The following is a 22,187-nucleotide window of genomic DNA, read 5'->3' as shown; positions in this document are numbered from 1 at the left end:
AATCGTCTTTATCAAAAAAATAGATTTGTGAGAAATAGCTATTGTAACGGTTTTAAGATTGAGTTTACAGTTGTTTTCTCAAATTATTTGATGGATAAAGGTAACGATTAACTTTTTGGTTTGCCAAGTTGCTTAAAATTAATATAGGCTCTTTTCCATAAGCTATTGGGCATCACTGGCATGCCTGAAGAATATACCCCCGGTTGGTGAATCGATTTGGTTACCATCGTCATGCCAGTAATCGTGACATCATCACAAATTTTGATATGACCTGCAAAACCTGATGCCCCGCCAATCATGCAGCGTTTACCAATTTCTGTACTGCCAGCAATCCCCACACACGCTGCAATCGCCGTGCCAGCACCAATTTTTACATTATGGGCAATTTGCACCAAATTATCGATAATGACATGATTACCGATAACCGTATCATTCAGCGCGCCGCGATCGATACAGGTATGGCTGCCTACGCTGACATAATCGCCCAGTATCACTCGTCCTAATTGGTGAATTTTTTGCCAACCTGCTTCATCTGTACTGCCTCTAGGGGCAAAGCCAAAGCCGTCATTGCCAATGCTGGCATGGCTGTGCAAGCTGACATGTTTACCCAGTACACAATCATGCCCGATGTACACGTGCGGCGCAATTAAACTACCTTCGCCAATTACGACATTGGGCTGAATATTGACTTGGGCATCAATTTTAACGCCATCAGCAATGACGCAGTTATCACCGATTTGGCTATACGCCCCAATACGCACGTTGTCGCCCAACTGCAGATTGTTACCCAAAATGGCAGTCGGGTGAATCAAACTGTCCGATAAATTAGGGTTGACTGTCTGATGATACGCTTGGGTTGGTTCAAACAATGCGGTCAGTTTGGCATACGCGGCATAAGGTGATTTGACCACGATGGCGACGCTATGGCTTGGGCATTTTTCCTGCAAAGATGCGGGGACTAGCACGGCGCCCGCGCCCGTGGTTTGCAATTTTGATTCAAATAGAGAATTGGCAATAAACGTGATATCGCTGTCGGTGGCATCCTCAAGGGCAGCGATTTTGGAAATTTGTTTCTGCAAATTTTGGTCGGTTTGCGCATCCCCTTGGTCAATGACGTCACTAGCTAAAAAATCCAAAATTTGTGTGAGGGTGAACGCCATTTGATTACTCCAATCGTTTGCTTAAAATTTGCCTTAATTTTACACAGAAAATAAAAAACGCAATAGTCGAATATTGCGTTTTTGCTAAAACCTCTAAGCTTAAAAAATATTATTTTACTTGATCGTTAATCGCTTTGGTAAAATCTGCCGTTACATCCCATTCAGGTTTGACATAACTAACCGTTCTATCACGATTATCAATGAGCACATCAATATTTTTTTGACGCACAATATTTTCTTTAATGGCTTGGATTTTGGGGACAATTCGCTGCATCACTTCTGCCTCATTGGCATCAATGATGGACTGGATTTGACTGGCAACCTGTTCATAATTTTGTAGGTTGGTTTGAATTTGCTTACGCAAATCATCCTTTTGTGCTTGGGTCATCTGAGCGTTTTGCGTGGCATATTGTTTTTGCAAACGCTCAATGGTCGCTTTATAGCTATCAAGCTGCTGCTGCTTTGGTTTGACCGCCGCTTGCACCACGCCAATTTTGGTTTTGGCGATGTTAGTATTGTTAATGGCAACTTGGGAATTCCAAACCGCAACGGTATTGGCAAACACTGGCATTGCCAATACACTTAAAATACTTGCTGTGGCTAACTGAGTGATTATTTTCATATACATAGACCTTTTAGAATGTACGTCCAATTTCGAACTGTACATTGTCGACTTTATCTTTATCTTTATCATTAAGCGGAACGGCATAGCTTAATGAGATTGGACCAATTGGGGTAATCCAAGTGAAGCCTGCACCCGCGCTAAAACGCATGTTATTGTCTTTTTCATTTAATAGCGATACGGTATTGCCATTCACTGTGACTTTTTGGTCATATTTATTGGTGGTGTCAAACACTTGTGCCCCTTCAACAAATAACACCGGACGGATTTGGTCTGCCCAATCGCCTTTAAACGGCATCGGCAGAATTAGTTCAGTACCCACTTGCGCGAGTGCATTACCGCCAATCTCTTCTGGGTAATTATCGACCCCACTATTATTTTTCACTTGGTAATAACGATTACTGGTAGGGCCTAACGTGGCATTCTCATAACCACGCACTGAGCCATAACCCCCTGCGAAGAAATTTTTCCAGAAAGGTAAATCGTTACCATATCCTAACTTGGTATAACCGCGTAGTACGGTATTTTTTAGGAATGGGCGATAGTAGTTGCCTTGATAGACCAGTTTTTGGTAGGTGGCATCACCAAAAGCCAGTTCCAAATTGACGTTATGTGACATACCGTTGGTTGGAAAACGTCCACGGTCAAGCGTGTTCATATTCCAGCCTAAATTTAGGCTAGCCGTATTAAATGGGTCTGATTCGAATGATTCATTGCCATCAGAGTCTGAACCTACTTGCAGATTACCCTCGTCTTTTAAGTACTGATAGTTTGATACCGCTAACAAAGCGCCTGCTTTGATTTTGGTACTATCAAGTGTGAGACCAGCACTTAAACTCTTATTTTCATCAATCGGGTAGCTAAAACCTAAGGTGCCACCATACGAGTCTGTTACATAGTTTGAAATGTTTTTTCTGTCATATTTGGTTTTGCGTGTATAGATACTGGCACTTTGCGATATCCCATCTGGGGTAAAGTACGGGTTGGTATAGCCCAAATTATAACTATCTAACGTCTGAGAACGCGATAACGAAATATTGACTTGATTACCTGTACCCAAAAAGTTAGATTGACTTAAACCTGCTTGGAAAGTGATACCACCACTTTGTGAATAACCAGCCGCAATGGTACTGGTACCTGATGGCTGCTCCTCTACTGCAACATTGATATCTACCTGATCGGGGGTGTTGGGGACAGGTTTGACATCCATGTTGACAGTTTTGAAGAAGCCTGTACGCATCAAACGCGTGCGCGACAAATCGATTTTTTCATTGGCGGCCAATGTACCTTCCATTTGGCGCATTTCTCGGCGCAATACTTCATCTGCGGTTTTATTGTTACCGGTAAAATTGATACGGCGAACATACACAGGACGCACAGGATCAATAAAGAAATCGACATCTACGGTGCGAGTATCTTCATTGATGCGCGGCACTGGGCGGATTTGGGCAAAATAGTAGCCATCGTTACCATACAGTGTGCCAAGATTTTGTAAGGTTGTCGTCATTTGACGTTGTGAATAACGCTCACCTGGCTTAAATGCCACCTGCTTACGAAGCTTGTCGGTGTCATAGTTGGGCGTACCCATAAAGTTGACATTGCCAAATTTATATTGCTCACCTTCAGTAAGATTGATCTCAATAAACACTTTGTCTTTTTCTGGACTTAAATTAATGGTGGCATCATTGATGGTGAATTTGACGAAGCCCGCATTTTGGTACATGGCGGTGACATTTTCTAAACTTGCCGCAAGCTTTTCTTTGGCATAGCGGTCAGATTTACTAATCACATTGACCCATGAGCTTTCTTTGATGCTCATCGCCTGTCTGATTTCTTTGTCGCTAAAATGTTTGTTACCAATCACCTTGATATCGACAACACGCGCCGCTTTACCTTCAACAAAATTAAATTTAAGCGCAACGCGGTTATTGTCTAAAGGCGTTTGGGTCACCGTAACTTCGCTATTATAATAACCTTGCTGATTGTATTGCTGTTTTAGCTCATTTTGAACCTGCTCAACTGTCGCCTGTTTTAATACATTGCCTTCTACGATGCCAATACGTTTTAGGCCTTCGGTCAATGCTTCTTTTGGAATGAGTTTATTACCCTCATAAGTGACACTTGCGATAATTGGGCGCTCTACCACGTCAAATACCAACTTATTGCCTGATTGGGATGCTTTAACGTCTGAGAAATTACCCGTTTCATACAGGGCTTTGATACTAGCTGCGATATTGGCATTGTTTGCTACTTCACCGGTATTGACAGCAAGCACTGGATAGAGGTTATCAGCGGATACCCGTGTCAATCCATTAAATTGAATATCGCTCACGGTAAAATTTGCCGCTTGTGCATACGAGGTAACGAGTGCTAACGGTGCAACCAAAAATAACGCTGAATTTCGCATATAACTTGTTTCCGAATTGACGACTGCCCAAAGATAATGCATGAAACCTGTCACTTTTAGGTATCCAAAATTAGTTAGCCAAAGGTATTTATCTAGGTTTGTATCTAGGTTTGGTAATCTAAGTTTGGTAATCTAAGTTTAGTTCGCTAAAAATGACAAATGCTATCAAAAAGGGTGACTTGATTAAACTTCTAGTAATAGTTTGTCTTTGATGTGTAGCTTGTATTATCAAAGTACAAGAGATCCGTAAATAAATTTTACTGGCATAAGGTAAGCTAAATTTTGCGTAAAGTCTAGCGAAAAAACAAAACTATAAATCAATATTTTAGCCAAATTTGGGTCGATTAAAACAAGCGTGAGATATCGTTACCAATCGCCAACAGCATGAAACCTGCAAGCAAAACTAAACCAATATTCATTCCCATCATTTGTACCTTTTCGGGCATAGGTTTACCAAAAATAGCCTCATAGGCATACATGACAATATGACCGCCATCGAGCACAGGTACGGGTAATAAATTGAGCACAGCAAGGCTTAAACTGATAATCGCCATAAACGACAATACCGCTTCCCAACCGATGCTAAAGCTTTGATTGGCGACTTTGGCAATGGTAATGGGACCTGATAGGTTCTCTACCCCAATGGTGCCCGTCAACATTTTACCCATTGATTTGAGGGTCATGGCACTTAAATCGACAGTTTGATGCACGGATTTTTCCACCGCTTGGATGGGGGTATATTGAATGGTTTTTATATAATCAGGTGGCGGCGTGACCTTAGATGCTGCTGCCGCTGCGCCAATTTGTCCAAATCGATTGCCCATAGTATCTTTTTTTGCTTGTGGCATGACTTGTAAGGTAGTAATTTTGCCTTGGCGCTGTACTTCAAGGGTTAATAACTGCTCGGGGCTTGATTTGACAACTTGTGAAAACGCCAGCCAATCGCTCACCGGTTGACCGTTGACACGGGTGATGGTATCACCGACTTGCAGACCTTGACGCGCGGCAGCGCTATTTGGGACAATTTCACCGATTACCGCCGGAATTTTTGGTTGCCATGGAATCGCGCCTAGACTATCAATGGGGTTGGTTGCTTTACCCGCTTCTACTTTCATAAAGCGCTGTATCGGCACGGCAACATTGGTTTGACCTTGCGCGCCATTCACTGTTAAATTAACTTGCCCCGACTCACCCATGCGATCGGCTAACGCATAGTTAATATCTTGCCAGCTTTGAATGGGTTTATTATCGACCGCAACAATTTCGTCACCGACTTTTAGACTGGTTTGACTGACGGGTGAATTGGGCAAAATACTGCCGACTTTGGTCGCCAATACTTGGGTTGGGGTGATAAATAGCAGCCAATACAAAAAAATCGCAATCAGTAAGTTCATCACTGGACCTGCTGCGACGATGGCGATTTTTTTCCAAGGTTTTTGGTTATTAAAGGCTAAATGACGTTCAGCTGGATTGACTTTGCCTTCTCGCTCATCGAGCATTTTGACATAACCGCCAAGCGGAATTGCAGAGAGAGCATAATTAATCCCAGTTTTTTTACTGGTCCAGCTTAGCAGCTTTGGACCAAACCCAATTGAATAGGTCAATACCTTGACACCGCATAGCCGAGCGACAATGTAATGCCCCCACTCATGTAGCGCAACCAAAGGTCCTAATACCACAATCGCAGCTAAAACGGTCAAGATGAAATTCATGGGTATCCTTTTGACAAAATCACAGGCTAAAAATAATTTAACTATCGTTATCTTGATAAGTTATGTAGTCATTCTTAACGATTATCAACCAGTGTTGCCAACTATTTTTAAACTTTTTTAGCATTGTTTAAGCGTTTAAAGCGGCAATACATTGGTGTGCTTGTTCACGGCTTAGTTTATCGACCGCCAAAATTGCTTGCAATGACCCAATCGGCTGTTTTTCGGCTTGCAATAGCACTTTTTCATTGATATCAGCAATATCGGTTAAACAGATGTCGCCGTTTAAAAACGCTTGAACGGCTATCTCATTACTGGCATTCAAGGCGATACACGCATAGCTGCCTTGTTGCATGGCTTGATAAGCCAACCCTAAGCATTTAAACTTTTCTAAATCCGGTCGGACAAAATTTAAATTACTTAACTTAAAAATATCTAATCGCTGCACCCCACTGCTGATACGATTGGGGTATGCCATGGCATGGGCAATTGGGGTACGCATATCAGGACTGCCCAGCTGCGCTAAAAAACTACCATCATTGTATTCAACCATAGAGTGCACGATGCTTTGCGGATGAATGACCACTTCAATCTCAGAGACGGGCATATCAAATAAAAAACTCGCTTCAATCAGCTCCAAGCCTTTATTCATCATAGTAGCACTATCTACCGATATTTTTTGCCCCATGGACCAGTTGGGGTGTTTGACAGCCTCTGCCACCCTGGCGTGTTTCATATCGTCAAGTGTTTTGTGTAAAAACGGTCCACCTGAGGCCGTTAACCAAAGCTTTTTAATACCATGGTTATCATCATGAATGGCATTGCGCTGTTGTTGCACCGCGGTAGGCAAACATTGAAAAATGGCATTGTGCTCGCTATCAATTGGCAGCAATTTGGCATTTGACTGTTTGACGGCTTTAATCATCAGTTCACCTGCCATCACTAATGCTTCTTTATTGGCAAGCAAAATCGTTTTACCCGCGTTAGCCGCTGCCAGCGTTGATGGCAAGCCTGCAGCACCGACGATAGCCGCAACCACCATGTCCACTTCTGCTAGTGTGGCAAGCTCAACTAAACCTTGCTCACCAATCAAAATCTTGCAGTCCAGATTAGCGTCGCTGAGCATCTGCGCAAATGTTGCTTCCTTTTCTTTGGCAACACAAACATAAGTTGGCTCAAATTGCTGACAAATACTCAACAGTTTATCGAGCCGCGAAAACCCTGTCACCCCGACCACGTTATACAAATCAGGATGCTGACTGACGACCGATAGTGTACTATCGCCGATAGAGCCAGTTGCGCCCATAATAGCAATGTTTTTTTGCGGTATAGTGTGAGTTGAAGATAGCATTACAATGACCTAGTAAGTTGGGGCAGACGGCGGTTAAACCTAACATTTTACGTTTACAGCGGCAAATTGCCACTGTGATAAGCATATTAACACGCGAGAAGATTTTTAAGCAGCAATCAACAAGCAGTTGCGCAAAAAAGATTGGATGAAACACAAGCTTGCATTGATTAGTGAATTAAACAAATTGATATTGGCTAGATTGGAATTGAACAAATTAATATTAAGCAGATGTGAAAATTTTTGAAAAATAAACGCAATGTAGCATTAAATTAAGCCGTAAAATTTCATCGCCCAAAACCCCAACGCAAAAATTGGCACGGCTGAAAGCTGCGAATCAATACGATCAAGAATGCCCCCATGTCCTGGCAACAATGCCCCGGCATCTTTGACGCCTGCATGGCGCTTTAGCATACTTTCAAATAAATCACCGAACACGGACATGATGATAGTGATCAGCGATAAGAGCAAAAACACGCCAATGGCCAGCATCGACCAATCGTTTAACAACCCAAAAGAGACGCCAATCACCACAAGCGTGCCTGTAGCAAGTCCACCTAATAAGCCTTCCACACTTTTATTGGGTGAGACGTGTGGGGACATCTTGCGTCTACCAATTTTTCGTCCGACAAAATAAGCGCCGCTATCGGCGCACCACACCAATACAAACACATATAGCAGCCACCAAGCTGAAATTGACCACAGATAGTACATCGCAGTAATGGCAGATGACAGTACAATCATACCGATGATGTACAAATGCTTACCATACCAAGCTTGCGTATTGTTGGGATAACGGCGAATCCAGCCAATCGCTACCGACCAAATCAGCGCCGCGACCAGCCAAAAAAACACCCAAGAGGCTATGCTGCCAGTTAGCTTTGCCATCACCAATAACACACTGACAATCCCTAACATCACAAGGGTATACATATAATCAATTGGTTTGGCAGGTTTGGTGGGAATTTGGGTGGTAGGCGGTACATAACTGTCGGGATTTTGTTCAAGTGACGGCATGAGCTTTGACCACTCAAAAGCCCCAAAACCTGCACCGACTAACAATAGCGGCAACATCAAAATAGGCTCGCGGGTAGCAAACATCGCAACGCCAACAATCACTAACAAAATAATGGCGGTTCTAATGCGTTCCCACATGACAATTCCTATTGATTAATTAAAAGCCCAAACCTAATAATTGCTCGCTGGTCTTACCAAATCGACGCTCACGACCCATGAAAATATCAATCATTTGGTCTAATTCAGCCGCCTTGAAATCTGGCCAAAGCGTTTCGGTAAAAAATAACTCAGCATACGCACATTGCCACAGTAAAAAATTAGAAATACGGTAATCACCCCCCGTACGGATTAACATATCAACGGCTGGTAAATCCGATAGCGACAGGTGACGTGCAAAATCGTCTTGGGTAATGGCATCAGCAGTAAGCGCGCCTTGTGCCACTTGTTTGGCGACTTGGCGGCAGGCATTGACGATGTCCCATTGACCGCCGTAGCTGATAGCAATCACCAAACTCATTTTAGTAAAATGGGCAGTTTGCTCTTCTGCATCTTGCATAATCGCGCGTAAATGCGGCGTTAAGGTACTCCTGTCACCGATAAAGCGCAAAGAAATTTGATGGCGCAGCATCCGCGGTAATTGGTCATGGACGGTTTGCTCCAGTAGCTTCATCAATAGCGCCACTTCATTGGCTGGGCGCTGCCAATTTTCGCTAGAAAAAGCAAATACCGTCAACGCACGTATACCAATATCCATGCAATGCTCAACCAAAGGGTCTAAATTATCTTTGCCGGCAATATGCCCGCCACCGGTTGGTAGCCCATGTGCTTTGGCATATCGGTTATTGCCATCCATAATGATGGCAATATGTTGTGGCATTGCTGCCTTTGACTCAACCATGACCTACTTCTTATGAATTAGTTCTTTTGTTGGATAAATAACGATTAAACGGCCATTAATTCTGCTTCTTTGCTAGAGAGCATTTTATCAATGCTATCAATGTATTTATCAGTCATTTTTTGGATGTCGTCATTGGCGCGGCGTTCATCGTCTTCTGAGATTTGCTTGTCTTTTACCAAGGCTTTTAAGGCATTATTGGCATCACGGCGGGCATTACGCACAGATACACGGCGCTCTTCGGCTTCATGACGTGCCAACTTTTGCATGTCTTTACGGGTTTCTTCCGTCAATGCGGGTAGCGGTACCCGAATCACTTCTGCGCTCATTGGGTTGAGACCCAAATCTGATTCACGAATTGCTTTGTCGACTGCCTGCACCATGCTACGGTCAAAAGGCTGCACTAACAGGGTACGCGAGTCTTCAACGTTGATGCTCGCCACTTGATTAAGTGGCATCTCAGAACCATAGTAAGACACCATCACACCCTGCAAAATACCAGGATGGGCACGGCCTGTACGTAATTTGCTAAAGGCATTTTCTAAGGCTTCAATCGCCTTTTTCATTTTGTCTTCGCCTTGTTTTTTAATATCGTTAATCATGTTGTATCCTTTTAAAACTCTGTATGTCAAATTTAGAAACTATTTTAGTATATAAACTATTTTAGTGATTGATAACTTTGGTGCCTTCTGACTCGCCCATCACCACATGAAGTAGCGCGTTGGGTTTTGCCATATCAAATACTTGCAGCGGTACGTTATGCTCACGCAGTAACGCAATTGCAGTCAAATCCATCACCCCCAATTTTTGATCTAGCACTTGGTCAAAGGTGAGTTCGTCGTATTTGACGGCATCCTCATGGGTGTTTGGGTCTTTGTTATACACGCCATCGACTTTGGTGGCTTTTAGGATTAAATTGGCTTCAATCTCGATGCCACGTAAACACGCTGCGGTATCTGTGGTGAAAAATGGATTGCCGGTACCTGCGACAAACACGCACACTTCATTGTTCTGTAAATAGCGAATAGCGTTGCGGCTACTGTAGTTTTCAGTCACTTCGCCAATTGGTAAGGCTGACATCAAACGGCATTTGATATTACGGCGCTCCAAGGCGTCACGCATCGCCAAGCCATTCATCACGGTTGCAAGCATACCCATTTGGTCGCCTGTGACACGACCTACCAAGCCTTGTTTTTGTAGCGCAGCGCCACGATACAAGTTGCCACCACCGACCACGATACCCACTTGCACACCCAATCCTACCAAGTGCGCAATCGCAAGACTCATGTTGTCTAACACGCCTGAATCAATCCCCATATCATTTTTGCCTGCCAAGGCCTCGCCAGAGAGTTTGAGCAAAATACGTTGGTAACGGGGAGCTTTATCAGACATGGTTGACCTCTTGTTGGCTGTTGGATAGCAAATAATGCAAATGGCGAAATTTTAACAAAATTAACGGTTTTTAGATAGTGTAAAGATAATTTCAACAGTCATTTTAATTTTTACCCTGCTCTCACCTTGAAAATTCAGTCAGCTTTAGCCATTAAACTGTTAAGGTACTATATTAATGTGTGGATTATTAAAACGTGACTAATGCGTGGCTGAATGAGAAAACAGATTAATAACAATCACCCCCAATACAATTAGACTCATTCCCGCGATGGCGGGTAAATCCAGTTTATTACCCAAAATAAAGTACCCAATGATAGCGGTCAACACAATACCTACCCCTGACCAAATGGCATAAGCAACCCCCAGTGGTATGATTTTGATAACTTGTGAAAGAAGATAATAAGCAATGCCAAAACAAATCATGGTGGTGATAGTGGGCAAGTGTTTGCTAAACCCCTCTGATTTCGCCAAAAAAGTTGAACCAGTCACTTCACTAATAATCGCAATCGCTAAAAGACTATACGCTATCATTGATTGAGACATGACAATCCTTATCCTTATAACAGTTCAGCGGTAAAACTGGCAAAAAGGTCATACTCATTGGCTTCATCAATGGTGACGGTCAAAAATTCACCGACTTTAACCGATGCATCAATATTATCTACATACACGTGGCCGTCAATTTCTGGCGCATCGGCATAGCTACGGCAAATGGCGATATTTTCTTCTTCATCAATCTCATCCACCAGCACTTTTAAGGTTTTACCGACTTTCTCAGCCAGTTTTTCGGCACTGATTTGTTGCTGTAGCGCCATCAGTCGTTCATAGCGTTGTTGTTTGATAGCTTCTGGCACAGGGTTCGGCAAGTCGTTTGCCGCCGCGCCTTCTATTTCTGAATAGGTAAACGCCCCTACCCTGTCTAATCGCGCCTCTTTGAGCCAGTCAAGCAAATATTCAAAATCTTCTTCCGTCTCGCCAGGGAAACCCACCACGAAGGTAGAGCGAATGACAATATCGGGGCAAATCGAGCGCCAAGTTTTGATGCGCTCCAGTACGTTTTCGCTATGCGCGGGGCGCTTCATGGCTTTGAGCACATTGGGGCTGGCATGTTGGAATGGGATATCAAGGTATGGCAGTAGCTTGTCTTCACTCATCAGTTTCACCACAGCATCGACATGCGGGTAAGGATAGATGTAATGCAAACGCACCCAAATGCCCAGTCGATTGAGTGCCTCGCACATATCGTAAAATTTGGATTTGATGGGCATGCCATTCCAAAAACTGGTTTTATATTTAAGATCTACCCCATAGGCTGAGGTATCTTGCGAGATGATTAATAGCTCTTTGACGCCTGCGTTTTTGAGCGCAGCCGCTTCAGTCATGATACTGTCAATCGGGCGACTAACGAGGTCACCACGAAAGCTTGGGATAATACAAAATGTGCAACGGTGGTTACAGCCTTCGGATATTTTGACATACGCATAATGTTTTGGCGTAAGCTTAATGCCCGCATCATTGATTAGGTCAATTTTTGGGTCGTAAGTTTTTGATGGTGCGGGTTTTGGCACATAATGCGACACGGCATTGACGACTTCTTCATAGGCATGTGCGCCAGTCACCGCAAGCACGGCTGGGTGCATGGTTTTGATTTTTTCGGCATCTTTGCCAAGGCAGCCGGTGACAATCACCTTGCCGTTTTTGGTAATCGCCTCACCAATGGCATCAAGCGATTCTTGCACCGCAGATTCGATAAAGCCGCAAGTATTGACCACCACCAAATCTGCGCCATCATAGTCACTGGCGACTTGGTAGCCATCACGGCTAAGCTCGGTGATAATGCGCTCGCTATCCACCAAGGCTTTGGGGCAGCCAAGCGATACAAAACCAATCTTAGGCGCTTTTGTCGCTACTATATCTTGAGCCAGTTGGTGCGCCGTTTGGCTGGCGCTTTGACCTACAGTACGGTTTTCGTTGTGGTTGGCTTGATGATGGGTGGCAGGTTTATTGGTAGACTGGGGATTAAAAACTTGCGGTTGGCTTGGCATGACTTTCACTTTGAAAATAATTTAATCTGACTATTTTACTAGGTTTTGCTGTTTTTACCAAATCAACTTTTTAATTTTTCATCGGCTCAAATTAACTGTATAGGTATAGGTAAAAATTTCAAATGCTAAAAAAATCAATCTATTGTTGATAATCTATTGTTTGTAAAAATCCCTACCAACTGCCGCACTCCCCATCATGACTATTCAATATAAGCCATACCCTGCAAAAAACACTATTGATCATGATTTTAGTTCAAACAAAGTTTAGAAAAACTATTTTAAATCAATATTTTATAAAAAATCCGCCAAATTTTGACGGATTTTTTTGTTAACCATTCAACTCATCCCACAATTTTTCTAGGCGTTTATCCGACACAGGTACGCGGGTTTTCATCGGCTGGGCAAACAGCTGAATCCGAAACTCCTCAACCAACCAACGATACGGCATAATTGTCTCATCATTACCCTTAACAGATAGCCTTTCCATGTGTTTATCAAGTTGATACACGGCATCAAGATCGGCATCCAAATTGTGCTCAAGCCTATCGAGTCGCACCAACAACGCCTGCAGATAACGCGGATATTGCTGCCAATCTTGATAACTCATGCGATACACAAAGTCCGACAAACTCAAATCATCGAGTTGGTCTTCGATATCCTCGATACTTTCTTCAAAAATATCACGGTCTAGTAGTAGCAGTTTTTGGCGAACTTGCTGCCACTGCTCATACACCGATTTTAGCTGGGCTAGTACACTTTGCCCAACGCTCAAGAAATTGGCAAGCACCACGGCTTTGGCTTGGTTAAATTCATCCAACGTCAAAGGCAACTGATTGATGGCAATCACCAACTCTTTATCATGAATCCCTGCCGTGAATTTTTCATGGTCAAACTCTGCAACAAATTTTTCAAAAGTGGCATCAAGCGTAGCATGAATCAGCAAATCTTTGAGTCTATCAAGCTCACCAAGCGGCGCAAAGGCAAGTTTAAAGTTTTTATCAATTTGGCTGGTAAGCTGTCGGGCTTTTGCGCCTAATTCATTGCCGATTAAAGCAAGCAAGCCTTGACGGTGTTTGTTGAGTGCCACACTGACATCGGTAAATTGCTGAATAGACACAGCCTTTTTATCGCTATAGCTCGGCTGTCCATCGGCAACCAGTGCCGAAAACTGCTTGATCATCACGCCTGCACTGTGGCGGTTTTGCATAAAGTTAAAATGCTCGGGAAACTCGCTATGTACGCCTTTGCCACTGGCTACAGCCTGACTTGTGGTGACTTGATGACGCAGTTTTAATGCGTCAATATCTCGCCCTTTTTCAATCAGGCGGTTTTTGTCATCGACCAGCGCAATTTGTGGCTGCAAATAGGTTTCAACCTCACTTGGGTTAAAGTCTTTTGGCTCTACAAATTGATTGTTTGCCCCACGCACGCCGCGCTGGTTTAAGGCTTGGCACAGTTGCTTTAGCAATCCGCCATGGTGGTTTTTTTCTAGCATGTCAAAAATTTGTTTGGCGGTATCGGGCACGGGCACGATTTGACGGCGAATATCTTTGGGCAACGTCTTTAATAGCTGCAAAACCAGCTCATAGCGCCACCCTGCAATACCCCACAGTAATTCAACCGCATCAACCTGTGGTAAGGCAACGAGCGGGACTTTAATGGTCACGCCATCATCGTCGCTGGTCGGGTCAAAAACATACGACAGCGGTAGTTTTAAATTACCCAGTTGCCACGTTTCTGGGAAAGCTTGGGTAGCGGGTGCTTGTTCATTAAGTACATCTTTATCACTAAAAAATAAAAACTGTGGGTCCGTTTTTTCTACTTCTTTTCGCCAATCTTCAAATACTTTGCGACTAGCGATATGCTCAGGCACTCGCTTGGCATAAAAGTCGTATAATTGCTCTTCATCAACTAATAAGTCTCGCCGTCGCAGCTTATCTTCAATCAACGAGACATCAGCGACCTTATCTATATTATGCTGCAAAAATGGCGGCAATTTGCCCTTTTTACCATCGCCTGTGGATGGGGCATTTAAATTGCCCAACACCAAGGCATCTCGCAAAAAGATTTCTCGAGACTCGGCAAGGTTGACCCGCTCATAATTCATCAGTTGTTTGTGTACCACAATCAGACCAAACAAGCTGATTTGGGCGTATGCCTTGACGTGCCCCGTTTTGGCTGACCAATGCGGCTCAAAATAATGGTATTTGAGCAAATCCCCTGCCATCGCCAATATCCACTCTGGCTCGATTTTGGCAGCGGTACGCATAAACACCTGCGAGGTCTCAACCACCTCAAACGCCATCACCCATAGCGGATTTTGCTTAAACAAGGTACTTGCAGGAAAAATCTTGGCTTTGTGCTGACGCGCGGTGACATACTCACCGCGTTTGGCTTTGATTAGCTTGCCGCTTTTGTCGACGTCATTGACTTTTTGGGCAATAAACGACAGCAGACCCGTGAGCAATGCCCGGTGAATAGACACATAACTGGCGGGCTCTTGGTTGATTGTTAATTTTAACCCATCCACCATTTGCAGCAACTGGCTATGGGTTTGTTGCCATTCACGTAAACGCGGCGAGCTTAAAAAATGTTTTTTGGCAAAGCTTTTACGTTGGCTGTTGGTTAGTTTGTCGTTTTCATACGGGCTTTGCGCGATTGGTGTGGCTTCATCCTCTAGCGTTGCATTTTTTTGTTGGTCAAGATCACTGCTTTTAAATCCATCGCTTTTAAATCCACTGCTTTGAAATAAAGCCCCATGAATTGCCTGCCAAAGACTGAGATAAAATAAAAAATCGCTGTCGGCTTGGCGAAATAATGCGTGTTTTTGGTCGGCTTGGGTTTGCTTATCGCTCGGGCGTTCTCGAGGGTCTTGCACTGACAAGCCCGATACAATCACCAATAGCTCTTTTAAACAACCGTATTGCTCACCTGCAATCAGCATACGTGCCAAACGAGGGTCTATGGGCATTTTTGCCATCATTTGACCGACTTTGGTGAGTTGATTGGGATGGCGTTTGGATTGACCTTTGCTATTATTATTAGATGTGCTTAGGCTATTTTCAGTTTTTTTAGTGGCAATCGCACCCAATTCTTCTAATAGTTTACGCCCATCATTGACCAGTCGATTGTCGGGTGGCTGGATAAAGTCAAAGTTTTCTACCTCGCCCAGACCCAAGTTTGCCATTTGCAAAATCACCGACGCCAAATTGGTACGCAGAATTTCAGGCTCGGTAAACTCAGGACGGCTGGTAAAGTCTTCTTCTGAATATAAACGGATACACACGCCCGCCGCGACACGACCACAGCGACCTTTTCGTTGATTGGCGGCAGCTTGGCTAATCGCTTCAATCGGCAGGCGTTGTACCCGCGAGCGATAGTCATAGCGTGACATCCGGGCAAATCCCAAATCAATGACGTAGCGGATATTGGGCACGGTCAAGGCGGTTTCAGCAACGTTGGTGGCGATGATAATGCGACGGCCGCCTGTCGGGTGAAAAATCTGCTGCTGCTCGGCAAAACTTTGACGGGCAAATAACGGCAAAATCTGGGTATGACGGGGGGCGTATTGGTTTAAAATATCTGCCAAATCATGAATTTGCGCTTCTGTCGCCGCAAAAATCAAAATATCCGCTTGGTCAGCATGCCCTTTACTGGCAGCGTCTTGGTAGCACTCTTCCACCGCTGCGGTAATCGCTCGCGGCAAGTTATCTTCGACATCATCAAAGCTGTCATCATCCGAACCTGTGACAATCTCCTCCGTCAACGGACGGTAGCGCACTTCCACGGGATAACTGCGACCTTCAACCACAAACACAGGCGCGGGCGTCGCTTTTTTGGTTTTACTATCAACGCTAGAAAAATACTGGCTAAACCTTGCTGTGTCGAGCGTTGCCGAGGTGATAATCACTTTTAAATCGGGACGTTTTGGCAATAGACGCTTGAGATAACCCATGATAAAGTCGATGTTAAGACTGCGCTCGTGGGCTTCATCAATGATAATGGTATCATAGCGGCTCAAAAACTTGTCATGCGCCATTTCGGCAAGCAAAATACCGTCGGTCATCAGTTTGACAATGGAATCGGATGAGCCTTGCTCAGTAAAACGTACTTTAAAGCTGACTGTCTGTCCAAGCGTTTCCCCTAATTCTTCAGCAATGCGATTTGCCACACTACGCGCCGCTAATCGTCTTGGCTGTGTGTGTCCGATTTGCCCTGTTACCCCTCGCCCGGCAAGCATGGCAATCTTAGGTAATTGGGTGGTTTTGCCTGAGCCTGTCTCCCCTGCCACGATGATGACTTGGTGGTCTTGGATGGCTTTGATGAGTCTATCGGCTTGTTGGCTGACGGGCAAGTCTTCGTTGAGATGTATCGTTGGCAGACTGGCGATACGGCTTTGCACTCTTTCTTGCGAGTGTTTGAGTTGTTTTTGATAGCGGTCAAATCTTGACGTATAGTCTTCGCTTTCTTTGTCTTTGATTTGTTTTAATTGTTGGGCAAGGCGTGACAGATAATAGCTGTCTTTTGCCATGACAGGTAAGTTTTGGGTGTCGGTCTGAACGGTTTTTTCGGCTAAAATTTCGGTCATTTGCTTAGGCTAATTATTTTGTAATTATCAAAGTTTTTTGATAAATGGGGAAAAGTTAGGTAAAATCAAGAGCAATTTTAAACTTATACAAAATTAGGATTTTTTTTATTTTTTAAATACTATTTTATTTTAAGGGGAAAACTTTGAAGGTTTTAAGTTTTGTAAATATGAAAGGTGGTGTTGGAAAATCTACTTTAGCAATTAATCTAGCACATTGTCTAGCTGAAAGAAGAAGCAAAAAAGTTTTAGTAATTGATATGGATCCCCAATTTAATGCTACTCAATGCTTAATGGATGCTGAAGAATACATTAATTATAAAAAACTTGATAAAAGTACAATTTCATCTGTTTTTAATGAGCAACAATATTCATTTAGTTCAGTGGATGGAATACAACCAGCAAATAATGAGCAAAAAGAATGCTTCGAATTTGTTAAAATTAATGATAATTTGTACTTATTACCTGGTGACTTGTCATTATATCAGGTTGAAATGTCCCCTGGTGAAGGAAGAGAATTTAGGCTAGAAAATTTCTTAGAAACAATTGACGACGATTTTGATTTTATAATAATAGACACTCCACCTACTCCTTCAATATGGATGTCTAGCTCTTTGATTGCTTCTGATTATTTTATCATTGTCTCTAAACCAGAGCCTTTATCTGTAACTGGCATGAATTTGTTGAATAGTGTAATTGAATATAGAAAGAAAAATTTTAGGTTGAAAGATTTAAAATGTTTAGGTGTAGCCTTAAATTTAGTAGAAGGTGCTACATTGAATCATCAACAAACTATTGAGGAACTTCAAAAATCAGATTGGAGTGAACTCCTTTTCAAAACTCACATACCGAAAAAAACAAAAATCGCGAAAGACCAAATCAACGGTGGTCATATTTTGTCATTAAATGACACCGATTTAAGTTTAAGATTAGTCAAATTAACTGATGAAATTTTAACTAGAATTCAATCACAGGAAAAATCATGAGCAATGTTACCAAGAAAGATATTAATGAGCTATTTAATTTTATGGAAGAGCTTTCTTGGATTATGTCAAGATATAATTCTATTGATATTAAAAACAGGAAAGATGACTTATATAAGTATTTAATAGAAAAAAATGATTTTAGCACTTCATTTGATAATTTAACACGTTATAAACATGAAAACTCAAACAAAAACTACTTAGTCGGTACACTACCAAAATTTTTTCAAGATAGAGAGATTTTTGAAAAGAATTCAGATTTGTCTGACTTTGGTGATTTCCTAGGTATAAGGCTAAAAAATCCAGACAAAAAATCCAGATATGAAATCATTGGGGCTATGTTGTGTGCAATCAGTGAAATGGATGAAAATTCGCTAGATAAGTTGGTAAATGCAATTGATAAAATTATGCATGATGAGAAAATATTAGCAAAAATAAAAAGTGATAAAACTGAAAAATATGATTGGAACAGTGTTATTCGTTCTCTTTCAGGAAATATAATATGAGTAGAGAAATTGACAAAGATTTTGAGCGATTAAATGATTTTATAAAAAACTATTCAATTTCTACATTAGCTCAAAATGATGTATATGTTTCTAATCTAAAAAAGTCACATAAAATTTACTTCTCTTATGCTCATTTAATTTGGGGTATTAATCATCAAAATATATGTGATAAAAATATTGAAAATAGACTACTAGAGAGTTGTTCTGATATCGGTCAGGTAATACTTCTTTTTTCTCATGGGCTATATAAACCTGCTAATCTGATTTTAAGAAGTTCTATTGAGAATTTCATTAAGGCAATTGGGCTATTTGTTGACACTGATATAGTTAATAAAAAACACGTTTATGAAATTTTTGATATTGCAAAACAGTATCCTAATTGCAGTCATCCTAATTTTTTAATTATGTATAATAATTTGAATACGGAATATAGTAATTTATGTTCTTACACTCATACAGCAAATCAACACCATATGATGCATTTATCCGCTTTTAAAAATATTCCGATATTTGACGAACGATATGCAAATGAATTAATTAAAAATACTATTAAAATTGTCAAAACATACATTACAATTCTTGTTTTTTCATTTCGAGATAATATTTTTAAGATTAATCCAAGCTATAGAGATATAGTGCTAACATCGATTTCTGATAGTGATAGACGTTTACTTTATCAAGGTAATATTTAAACTTATAAAATCAACTAATTGGGAAATAATAAAAAATGCCGCACTTAAAAACCGTTGAAGTCATTCACAATCCCAATAATTTACCCATCGATAGAGCCGTCATCTGGCTACACGGACTGGGCGCAAATGGTCACGACTTTGAGCCAGTCGTCCCTGACTTGGGACTCGATGGTAACCACGGCGTGCGGTTTGTATTTCCCCATGCTCCCGCCATTCCTGTAACCATCAACCAAGGTTATGTGATGCCAGCTTGGTATGATATTTTGGAAATGTCGCTTGAGCGCAAAATCGACACCGCACAGATTGAACAATCCGCGGCTTGGATTGGAGAATTAATCGCGCGTGAAGCCGAGCGCGGCGTGTCACCTGAGCATATAGTGATTGCAGGGTTTTCACAAGGTGGCGCCGTCGCTTATCAAACCGCGTTAACCTATGACAAACCATTAGCCGGACTGTTAGCCCTATCGACTTATTTAGCGACCAAAGACAGCATAGTTTTAAGTGATGCCAATAAAAATCTAAACATTGCCATTCATCATGGCACACAAGACCCTGTTGTCCCAGTACAGCTTGCGCAAGAAGCCAAAGCATGGCTTGAGTCAAAAGGTTATCAGCCGCAGTTTTACAGCTATCCGATTGCGCACCAAGTGTGTATGCCGCAACTCAAAATTATCGGTAAATGGCTAAATGATGTGTTGGCCTAACGATGTTTTAGCATAATTTTTTAGCATAAAAAGAGCGTACGTGACAGGGCGTACGAGACTTAGGTACGCTCTTTTGGCAATTAGCCATTCATCTTTGGCAGTCGTTTTAACAAAATAAATAGCCAGTAATTGACCCATCCTAGCAAAACAAAATCCACCAACCACACAGCCATCAACCCCCAATGCGTTTGATAGCCGTATTTTAGTGCAACCATACCACTGCCCCCCAAATATACAAAAGTGAGCATACTTAGCAGCAATAGCGCATATGGGCTTTTGCCTTTGACGATATAAGGCGTTGATAATAGGTAATCATCCGACCATACCCTATTGCGGAGGCTTCCAAACATGAGGTAGCAAATCATCAATGAACTTATCTTTATGCGTCGGCAGCCGTCTAAGCACATCTGCCAAATACGCATAGGGGTCAAGACCATTAAGCCTAGCTGACTGGACAAGCGACATAACATTCGCCGCCCGCTGACCGCTCTCAAGCGACCCTGCGAACAACCAATTCTTACGCCCGAGCGCCCAAGGACGCATCTGATTCTCTGCCCAATTATTATCAATCGGCAAATTGCCATCATCCAAATAACGTGTCAGAGCCTGCCACCTTTTTAAACAATACTCAATTGCCTTGGTAATATCAGCATTCTTAGTTGTACCTAAGCGTTTCTGTTGTAACCACGCATACAGCCTATCCGCAATTGGCTTTGCCTTCTGTTGCCTGATTTGTCTAACGATTTGGGCATCTCTGGGCATTGGGGTTTGGTTTTTCTCAAACCGCTCATCAATCTCACACTCAACGGCATACAGCGATTGAAACAGTTCTAGTGCCTCAATACTAATAAGACTCTGCCCTGTCACATGAAGCTCATGAAACTTACGTCTGGCATGGGCCATACAACCCACTTCAATCACGCCTCGCCCAAATAATGGCTTGTAGCCGTTATAGCCATCGCAAATAAGCTTACCCTTAAAGCCTTTTAAAAACGCATTGGGATGCTCACTACCTCGACCTTGAGCAAAGTCATACACCACCGCCTTGATTGGGCTGTGCTTTGGGGTCACATACGCCCAAACATAGCCTTGCTTTAACTTGCCTTTAGCATCTTTCATCCCATAGCCATTTAATACTTTGACTGGGGTTTCATCCGCATGCACAATTGGCTGAATAAGCATGAGTTTGATTAATCGATTAACTAAAAACCTAAGCTGCACCCCACAGCGTCCGACCCAATCGGCTAAGGTTGAATCGGATAAATATACCCCACTACGCTGATAAATCAGGCTTTGGCGGTATAAAGGCAGATGGTCAGCGTATTTACTGATTAAGATGTGAGCGAGTAACTCAGGGGTGGCAATGCTTTTGTCGATGATTTGAGGCTCGGTTTTGGCTTGCACCAGTTTCTCACGGTGACACTGAGCATTACGGCAGGTGTATTTGGGATAAACATGACGCTCACGGTAGAACTGCTTTGGCTTAAAGCCAAGTTTGTCTTGAACATCTTGACCCATTTGCGTCATTTGACAGCCACACTCACAGGTAATTGACGGTGGCTCATGAATGATGGTGTGAATGTCGAGGTTGTCAGGGATAACGATGCGTTTTTGTCGTCTAGGCTGAGTTGGCTTTTTGGATTGAATGTCTGTGCTATCGTTCTGTGTGTTAATCGGCTTGCTAGCAGGCAGTTTGGCTCGCTCGTCATCGCTAAGATTGGCTAAGAAGTTGTCATGGGCTTGTTCAAGCAAGGCTAGGTCTTCTAGGGCGGTTTCTTGGTTTAAGTGGGTTTGTTTGGGCGTTAAGCCTTCGCTTTTTTGCCTAAACAGCCGATGAATAAGACGTTGCTGTTTGGCAATGGCGTCAATGAGCTCTTGGTTGATGCGAGCAAGCTTAGCTTCGTATTGCTGCCTTTGAGCGTCCATTTGTTGTTGGTATTGCTGTTTGAGTTGCGCTGCTTGCTGTTGGTAATGTTGTTTTTGTGCGTCAAGCTGCTGTTGAAGCCGAGCGTTTTGGGCTAATAAATCAGCATAGCTTGGCGCAATTGGGTCGGATGGGTGGGCGGTGGTCATGGCATGAGTTTGCCATAACCGTTATCGGTTGTCAGCTAACGGGCGGTGA

Annotated in this window: 18 protein-coding genes; 4 read left to right on the top strand and 14 right to left on the bottom strand. The window is 42.7% G+C overall.

The window, feature by feature from the left end; genetic code table 11:
• Positions 1 to 107: 107 nt before the first annotated feature.
• The 12 genes from lpxD to hrpA form a co-directional block, all read right to left on the bottom strand.
• On the bottom strand, positions 108 to 1,160 hold the full coding sequence (lpxD, locus tag AXE82_RS00690) for a UDP-3-O-(3-hydroxymyristoyl)glucosamine N-acyltransferase (protein ID WP_062330280.1): 1,053 nt from the start codon (positions 1,158 to 1,160) through the stop codon (positions 108 to 110).
• Between the two features lie 109 nt (positions 1,161 to 1,269).
• A complete protein-coding gene (locus tag AXE82_RS00685) occupies positions 1,270 to 1,782 on the bottom strand; it encodes an OmpH/Skp family outer membrane protein (protein WP_197931422.1) in 513 nt (170 codons plus the stop codon).
• A gap of 13 nt (positions 1,783 to 1,795) precedes the next feature.
• The gene (bamA, locus tag AXE82_RS00680) at positions 1,796 to 4,189 is read right to left on the bottom strand and encodes an outer membrane protein assembly factor BamA (protein ID WP_062334656.1); all 2,394 of its coding nucleotides are present in this window, start codon (positions 4,187 to 4,189) and stop codon (positions 1,796 to 1,798) included.
• Positions 4,190 to 4,533: 344 nt separating this feature from the next.
• Positions 4,534 to 5,901, bottom strand: coding sequence for an RIP metalloprotease RseP (gene rseP, locus AXE82_RS00675; RefSeq protein ID WP_062330277.1), 1,368 nt, complete (start codon positions 5,899 to 5,901; stop codon positions 4,534 to 4,536).
• Between the two features lie 127 nt (positions 5,902 to 6,028).
• A complete protein-coding gene (gene ispC, locus AXE82_RS00670) occupies positions 6,029 to 7,249 on the bottom strand; it encodes a 1-deoxy-D-xylulose-5-phosphate reductoisomerase (RefSeq protein ID WP_062330276.1) in 1,221 nt (406 codons plus the stop codon).
• Between the two features lie 264 nt (positions 7,250 to 7,513).
• A complete protein-coding gene (locus AXE82_RS00665) occupies positions 7,514 to 8,401 on the bottom strand; it encodes a phosphatidate cytidylyltransferase (protein WP_062330273.1) in 888 nt (295 codons plus the stop codon).
• 19 nt (positions 8,402 to 8,420) lie between these two features.
• Positions 8,421 to 9,161, bottom strand: a complete 741-nt coding sequence (gene uppS, locus AXE82_RS00660; RefSeq protein WP_062330271.1) for a polyprenyl diphosphate synthase — start codon at positions 9,159 to 9,161, stop codon at positions 8,421 to 8,423.
• 44 nt (positions 9,162 to 9,205) lie between these two features.
• On the bottom strand, positions 9,206 to 9,760 hold the full coding sequence (gene frr, locus AXE82_RS00655; protein WP_007116803.1) for a ribosome recycling factor: 555 nt from the start codon (positions 9,758 to 9,760) through the stop codon (positions 9,206 to 9,208).
• A gap of 61 nt (positions 9,761 to 9,821) precedes the next feature.
• Positions 9,822 to 10,550, bottom strand: coding sequence for a UMP kinase (gene pyrH / locus AXE82_RS00650; protein WP_062330269.1), 729 nt, complete (start codon positions 10,548 to 10,550; stop codon positions 9,822 to 9,824).
• A gap of 198 nt (positions 10,551 to 10,748) precedes the next feature.
• Positions 10,749 to 11,093: an SMR family transporter gene (locus tag AXE82_RS00645; protein ID WP_062330267.1), complete on the bottom strand. Its 345-nt coding sequence runs from the start codon at positions 11,091 to 11,093 to the stop codon at positions 10,749 to 10,751.
• Positions 11,094 to 11,107: 14 nt separating this feature from the next.
• The gene (gene rimO, locus AXE82_RS00640) at positions 11,108 to 12,595 is read right to left on the bottom strand and encodes a 30S ribosomal protein S12 methylthiotransferase RimO (protein ID WP_197931423.1); all 1,488 of its coding nucleotides are present in this window, start codon (positions 12,593 to 12,595) and stop codon (positions 11,108 to 11,110) included.
• 328 nt (positions 12,596 to 12,923) lie between these two features.
• Entirely contained in the window at positions 12,924 to 17,183 is a 4,260-nt protein-coding gene (hrpA, locus tag AXE82_RS00635) for an ATP-dependent RNA helicase HrpA (protein WP_062330265.1), read from the bottom strand.
• 143 nt (positions 17,184 to 17,326) lie between these two features.
• Here hrpA and AXE82_RS00630 point away from each other — a divergent pair, with 143 nt between their 5' ends.
• Genes AXE82_RS00630 through AXE82_RS00615 form a run of 4 tightly spaced genes read left to right on the top strand, consistent with a single transcriptional unit; the run spans position 17,327 to position 20,065 of the window.
• A complete protein-coding gene (locus AXE82_RS00630) occupies positions 17,327 to 18,166 on the top strand; it encodes a ParA family protein (protein WP_065252178.1) in 840 nt (279 codons plus the stop codon).
• On the top strand, positions 18,163 to 18,669 hold the full coding sequence (locus tag AXE82_RS00625) for a hypothetical protein (protein ID WP_062330261.1): 507 nt from the start codon (positions 18,163 to 18,165) through the stop codon (positions 18,667 to 18,669). The genes AXE82_RS00630 and AXE82_RS00625 overlap by 4 nt, the downstream gene beginning before the upstream one ends.
• Entirely contained in the window at positions 18,666 to 19,361 is a 696-nt protein-coding gene (locus AXE82_RS00620; RefSeq protein ID WP_062330259.1) for a hypothetical protein, read from the top strand. The genes AXE82_RS00625 and AXE82_RS00620 overlap by 4 nt, the downstream gene beginning before the upstream one ends.
• Before the next feature lie 35 nt (positions 19,362 to 19,396).
• Complete coding sequence (locus AXE82_RS00615; protein WP_062330257.1) at positions 19,397 to 20,065, top strand: alpha/beta hydrolase; 669 nt, start codon at positions 19,397 to 19,399, stop codon at positions 20,063 to 20,065.
• An 80-nt stretch (positions 20,066 to 20,145) separates the two neighbouring features.
• On the opposite strand, the gene AXE82_RS00610 is transcribed toward AXE82_RS00615, so the two are convergent.
• Both AXE82_RS00610 and tnpC read right to left on the bottom strand, forming a co-directional pair.
• Complete coding sequence (locus tag AXE82_RS00610; RefSeq protein ID WP_227713352.1) at positions 20,146 to 20,415, bottom strand: hypothetical protein; 270 nt, start codon at positions 20,413 to 20,415, stop codon at positions 20,146 to 20,148.
• On the bottom strand, positions 20,393 to 22,138 hold the full coding sequence (gene tnpC / locus AXE82_RS00605; protein ID WP_082741375.1) for an IS66 family transposase: 1,746 nt from the start codon (positions 22,136 to 22,138) through the stop codon (positions 20,393 to 20,395). Before tnpC ends, AXE82_RS00610 begins: the two co-directional genes overlap by 23 nt.
• Between the last annotated feature and the right edge of the window lie 49 nt (positions 22,139 to 22,187).

It is taken from the genome of Moraxella osloensis (genome assembly GCF_001553955.1).
In the GTDB taxonomy this organism is placed as follows: Bacteria; Pseudomonadota; Gammaproteobacteria; order Pseudomonadales; family Moraxellaceae; genus Faucicola; species Faucicola osloensis.
This window is presented reverse-complemented; position numbering and strand designations above follow the sequence as displayed.

Coding starts and splice junctions, on each gene's coding strand:
- lpxD (WP_062330280.1), bottom strand. CDS start 1,160: ATGGCGTTCACCCTCACACAAATTTTGGATTTTTTAGCTAGTGACGTC.
- AXE82_RS00685 (WP_197931422.1), bottom strand. CDS start 1,782: ATGAAAATAATCACTCAGTTAGCCACAGCAAGTATTTTAAGTGTATTG.
- bamA (WP_062334656.1), bottom strand. CDS start 4,189: ATGCGAAATTCAGCGTTATTTTTGGTTGCACCGTTAGCACTCGTTACC.
- rseP (WP_062330277.1), bottom strand. CDS start 5,901: ATGAATTTCATCTTGACCGTTTTAGCTGCGATTGTGGTATTAGGACCT.
- ispC (WP_062330276.1), bottom strand. CDS start 7,249: ATGCTATCTTCAACTCACACTATACCGCAAAAAAACATTGCTATTATG.
- AXE82_RS00665 (WP_062330273.1), bottom strand. CDS start 8,401: ATGTGGGAACGCATTAGAACCGCCATTATTTTGTTAGTGATTGTTGGC.
- uppS (WP_062330271.1), bottom strand. CDS start 9,161: ATGGTTGAGTCAAAGGCAGCAATGCCACAACATATTGCCATCATTATG.
- frr (WP_007116803.1), bottom strand. CDS start 9,760: ATGATTAACGATATTAAAAAACAAGGCGAAGACAAAATGAAAAAGGCG.
- pyrH (WP_062330269.1), bottom strand. CDS start 10,550: ATGTCTGATAAAGCTCCCCGTTACCAACGTATTTTGCTCAAACTCTCT.
- AXE82_RS00645 (WP_062330267.1), bottom strand. CDS start 11,093: ATGTCTCAATCAATGATAGCGTATAGTCTTTTAGCGATTGCGATTATT.
- rimO (WP_197931423.1), bottom strand. CDS start 12,595: ATGCCAAGCCAACCGCAAGTTTTTAATCCCCAGTCTACCAATAAACCT.
- hrpA (WP_062330265.1), bottom strand. CDS start 17,183: ATGACCGAAATTTTAGCCGAAAAAACCGTTCAGACCGACACCCAAAAC.
- AXE82_RS00625 (WP_062330261.1), top strand. CDS start 18,163: ATGAGCAATGTTACCAAGAAAGATATTAATGAGCTATTTAATTTTATG.
- AXE82_RS00620 (WP_062330259.1), top strand. CDS start 18,666: ATGAGTAGAGAAATTGACAAAGATTTTGAGCGATTAAATGATTTTATA.
- AXE82_RS00615 (WP_062330257.1), top strand. CDS start 19,397: ATGCCGCACTTAAAAACCGTTGAAGTCATTCACAATCCCAATAATTTA.
- AXE82_RS00610 (WP_227713352.1), bottom strand. CDS start 20,415: ATGTTTGGAAGCCTCCGCAATAGGGTATGGTCGGATGATTACCTATTA.
- tnpC (WP_082741375.1), bottom strand. CDS start 22,138: ATGACCACCGCCCACCCATCCGACCCAATTGCGCCAAGCTATGCTGAT.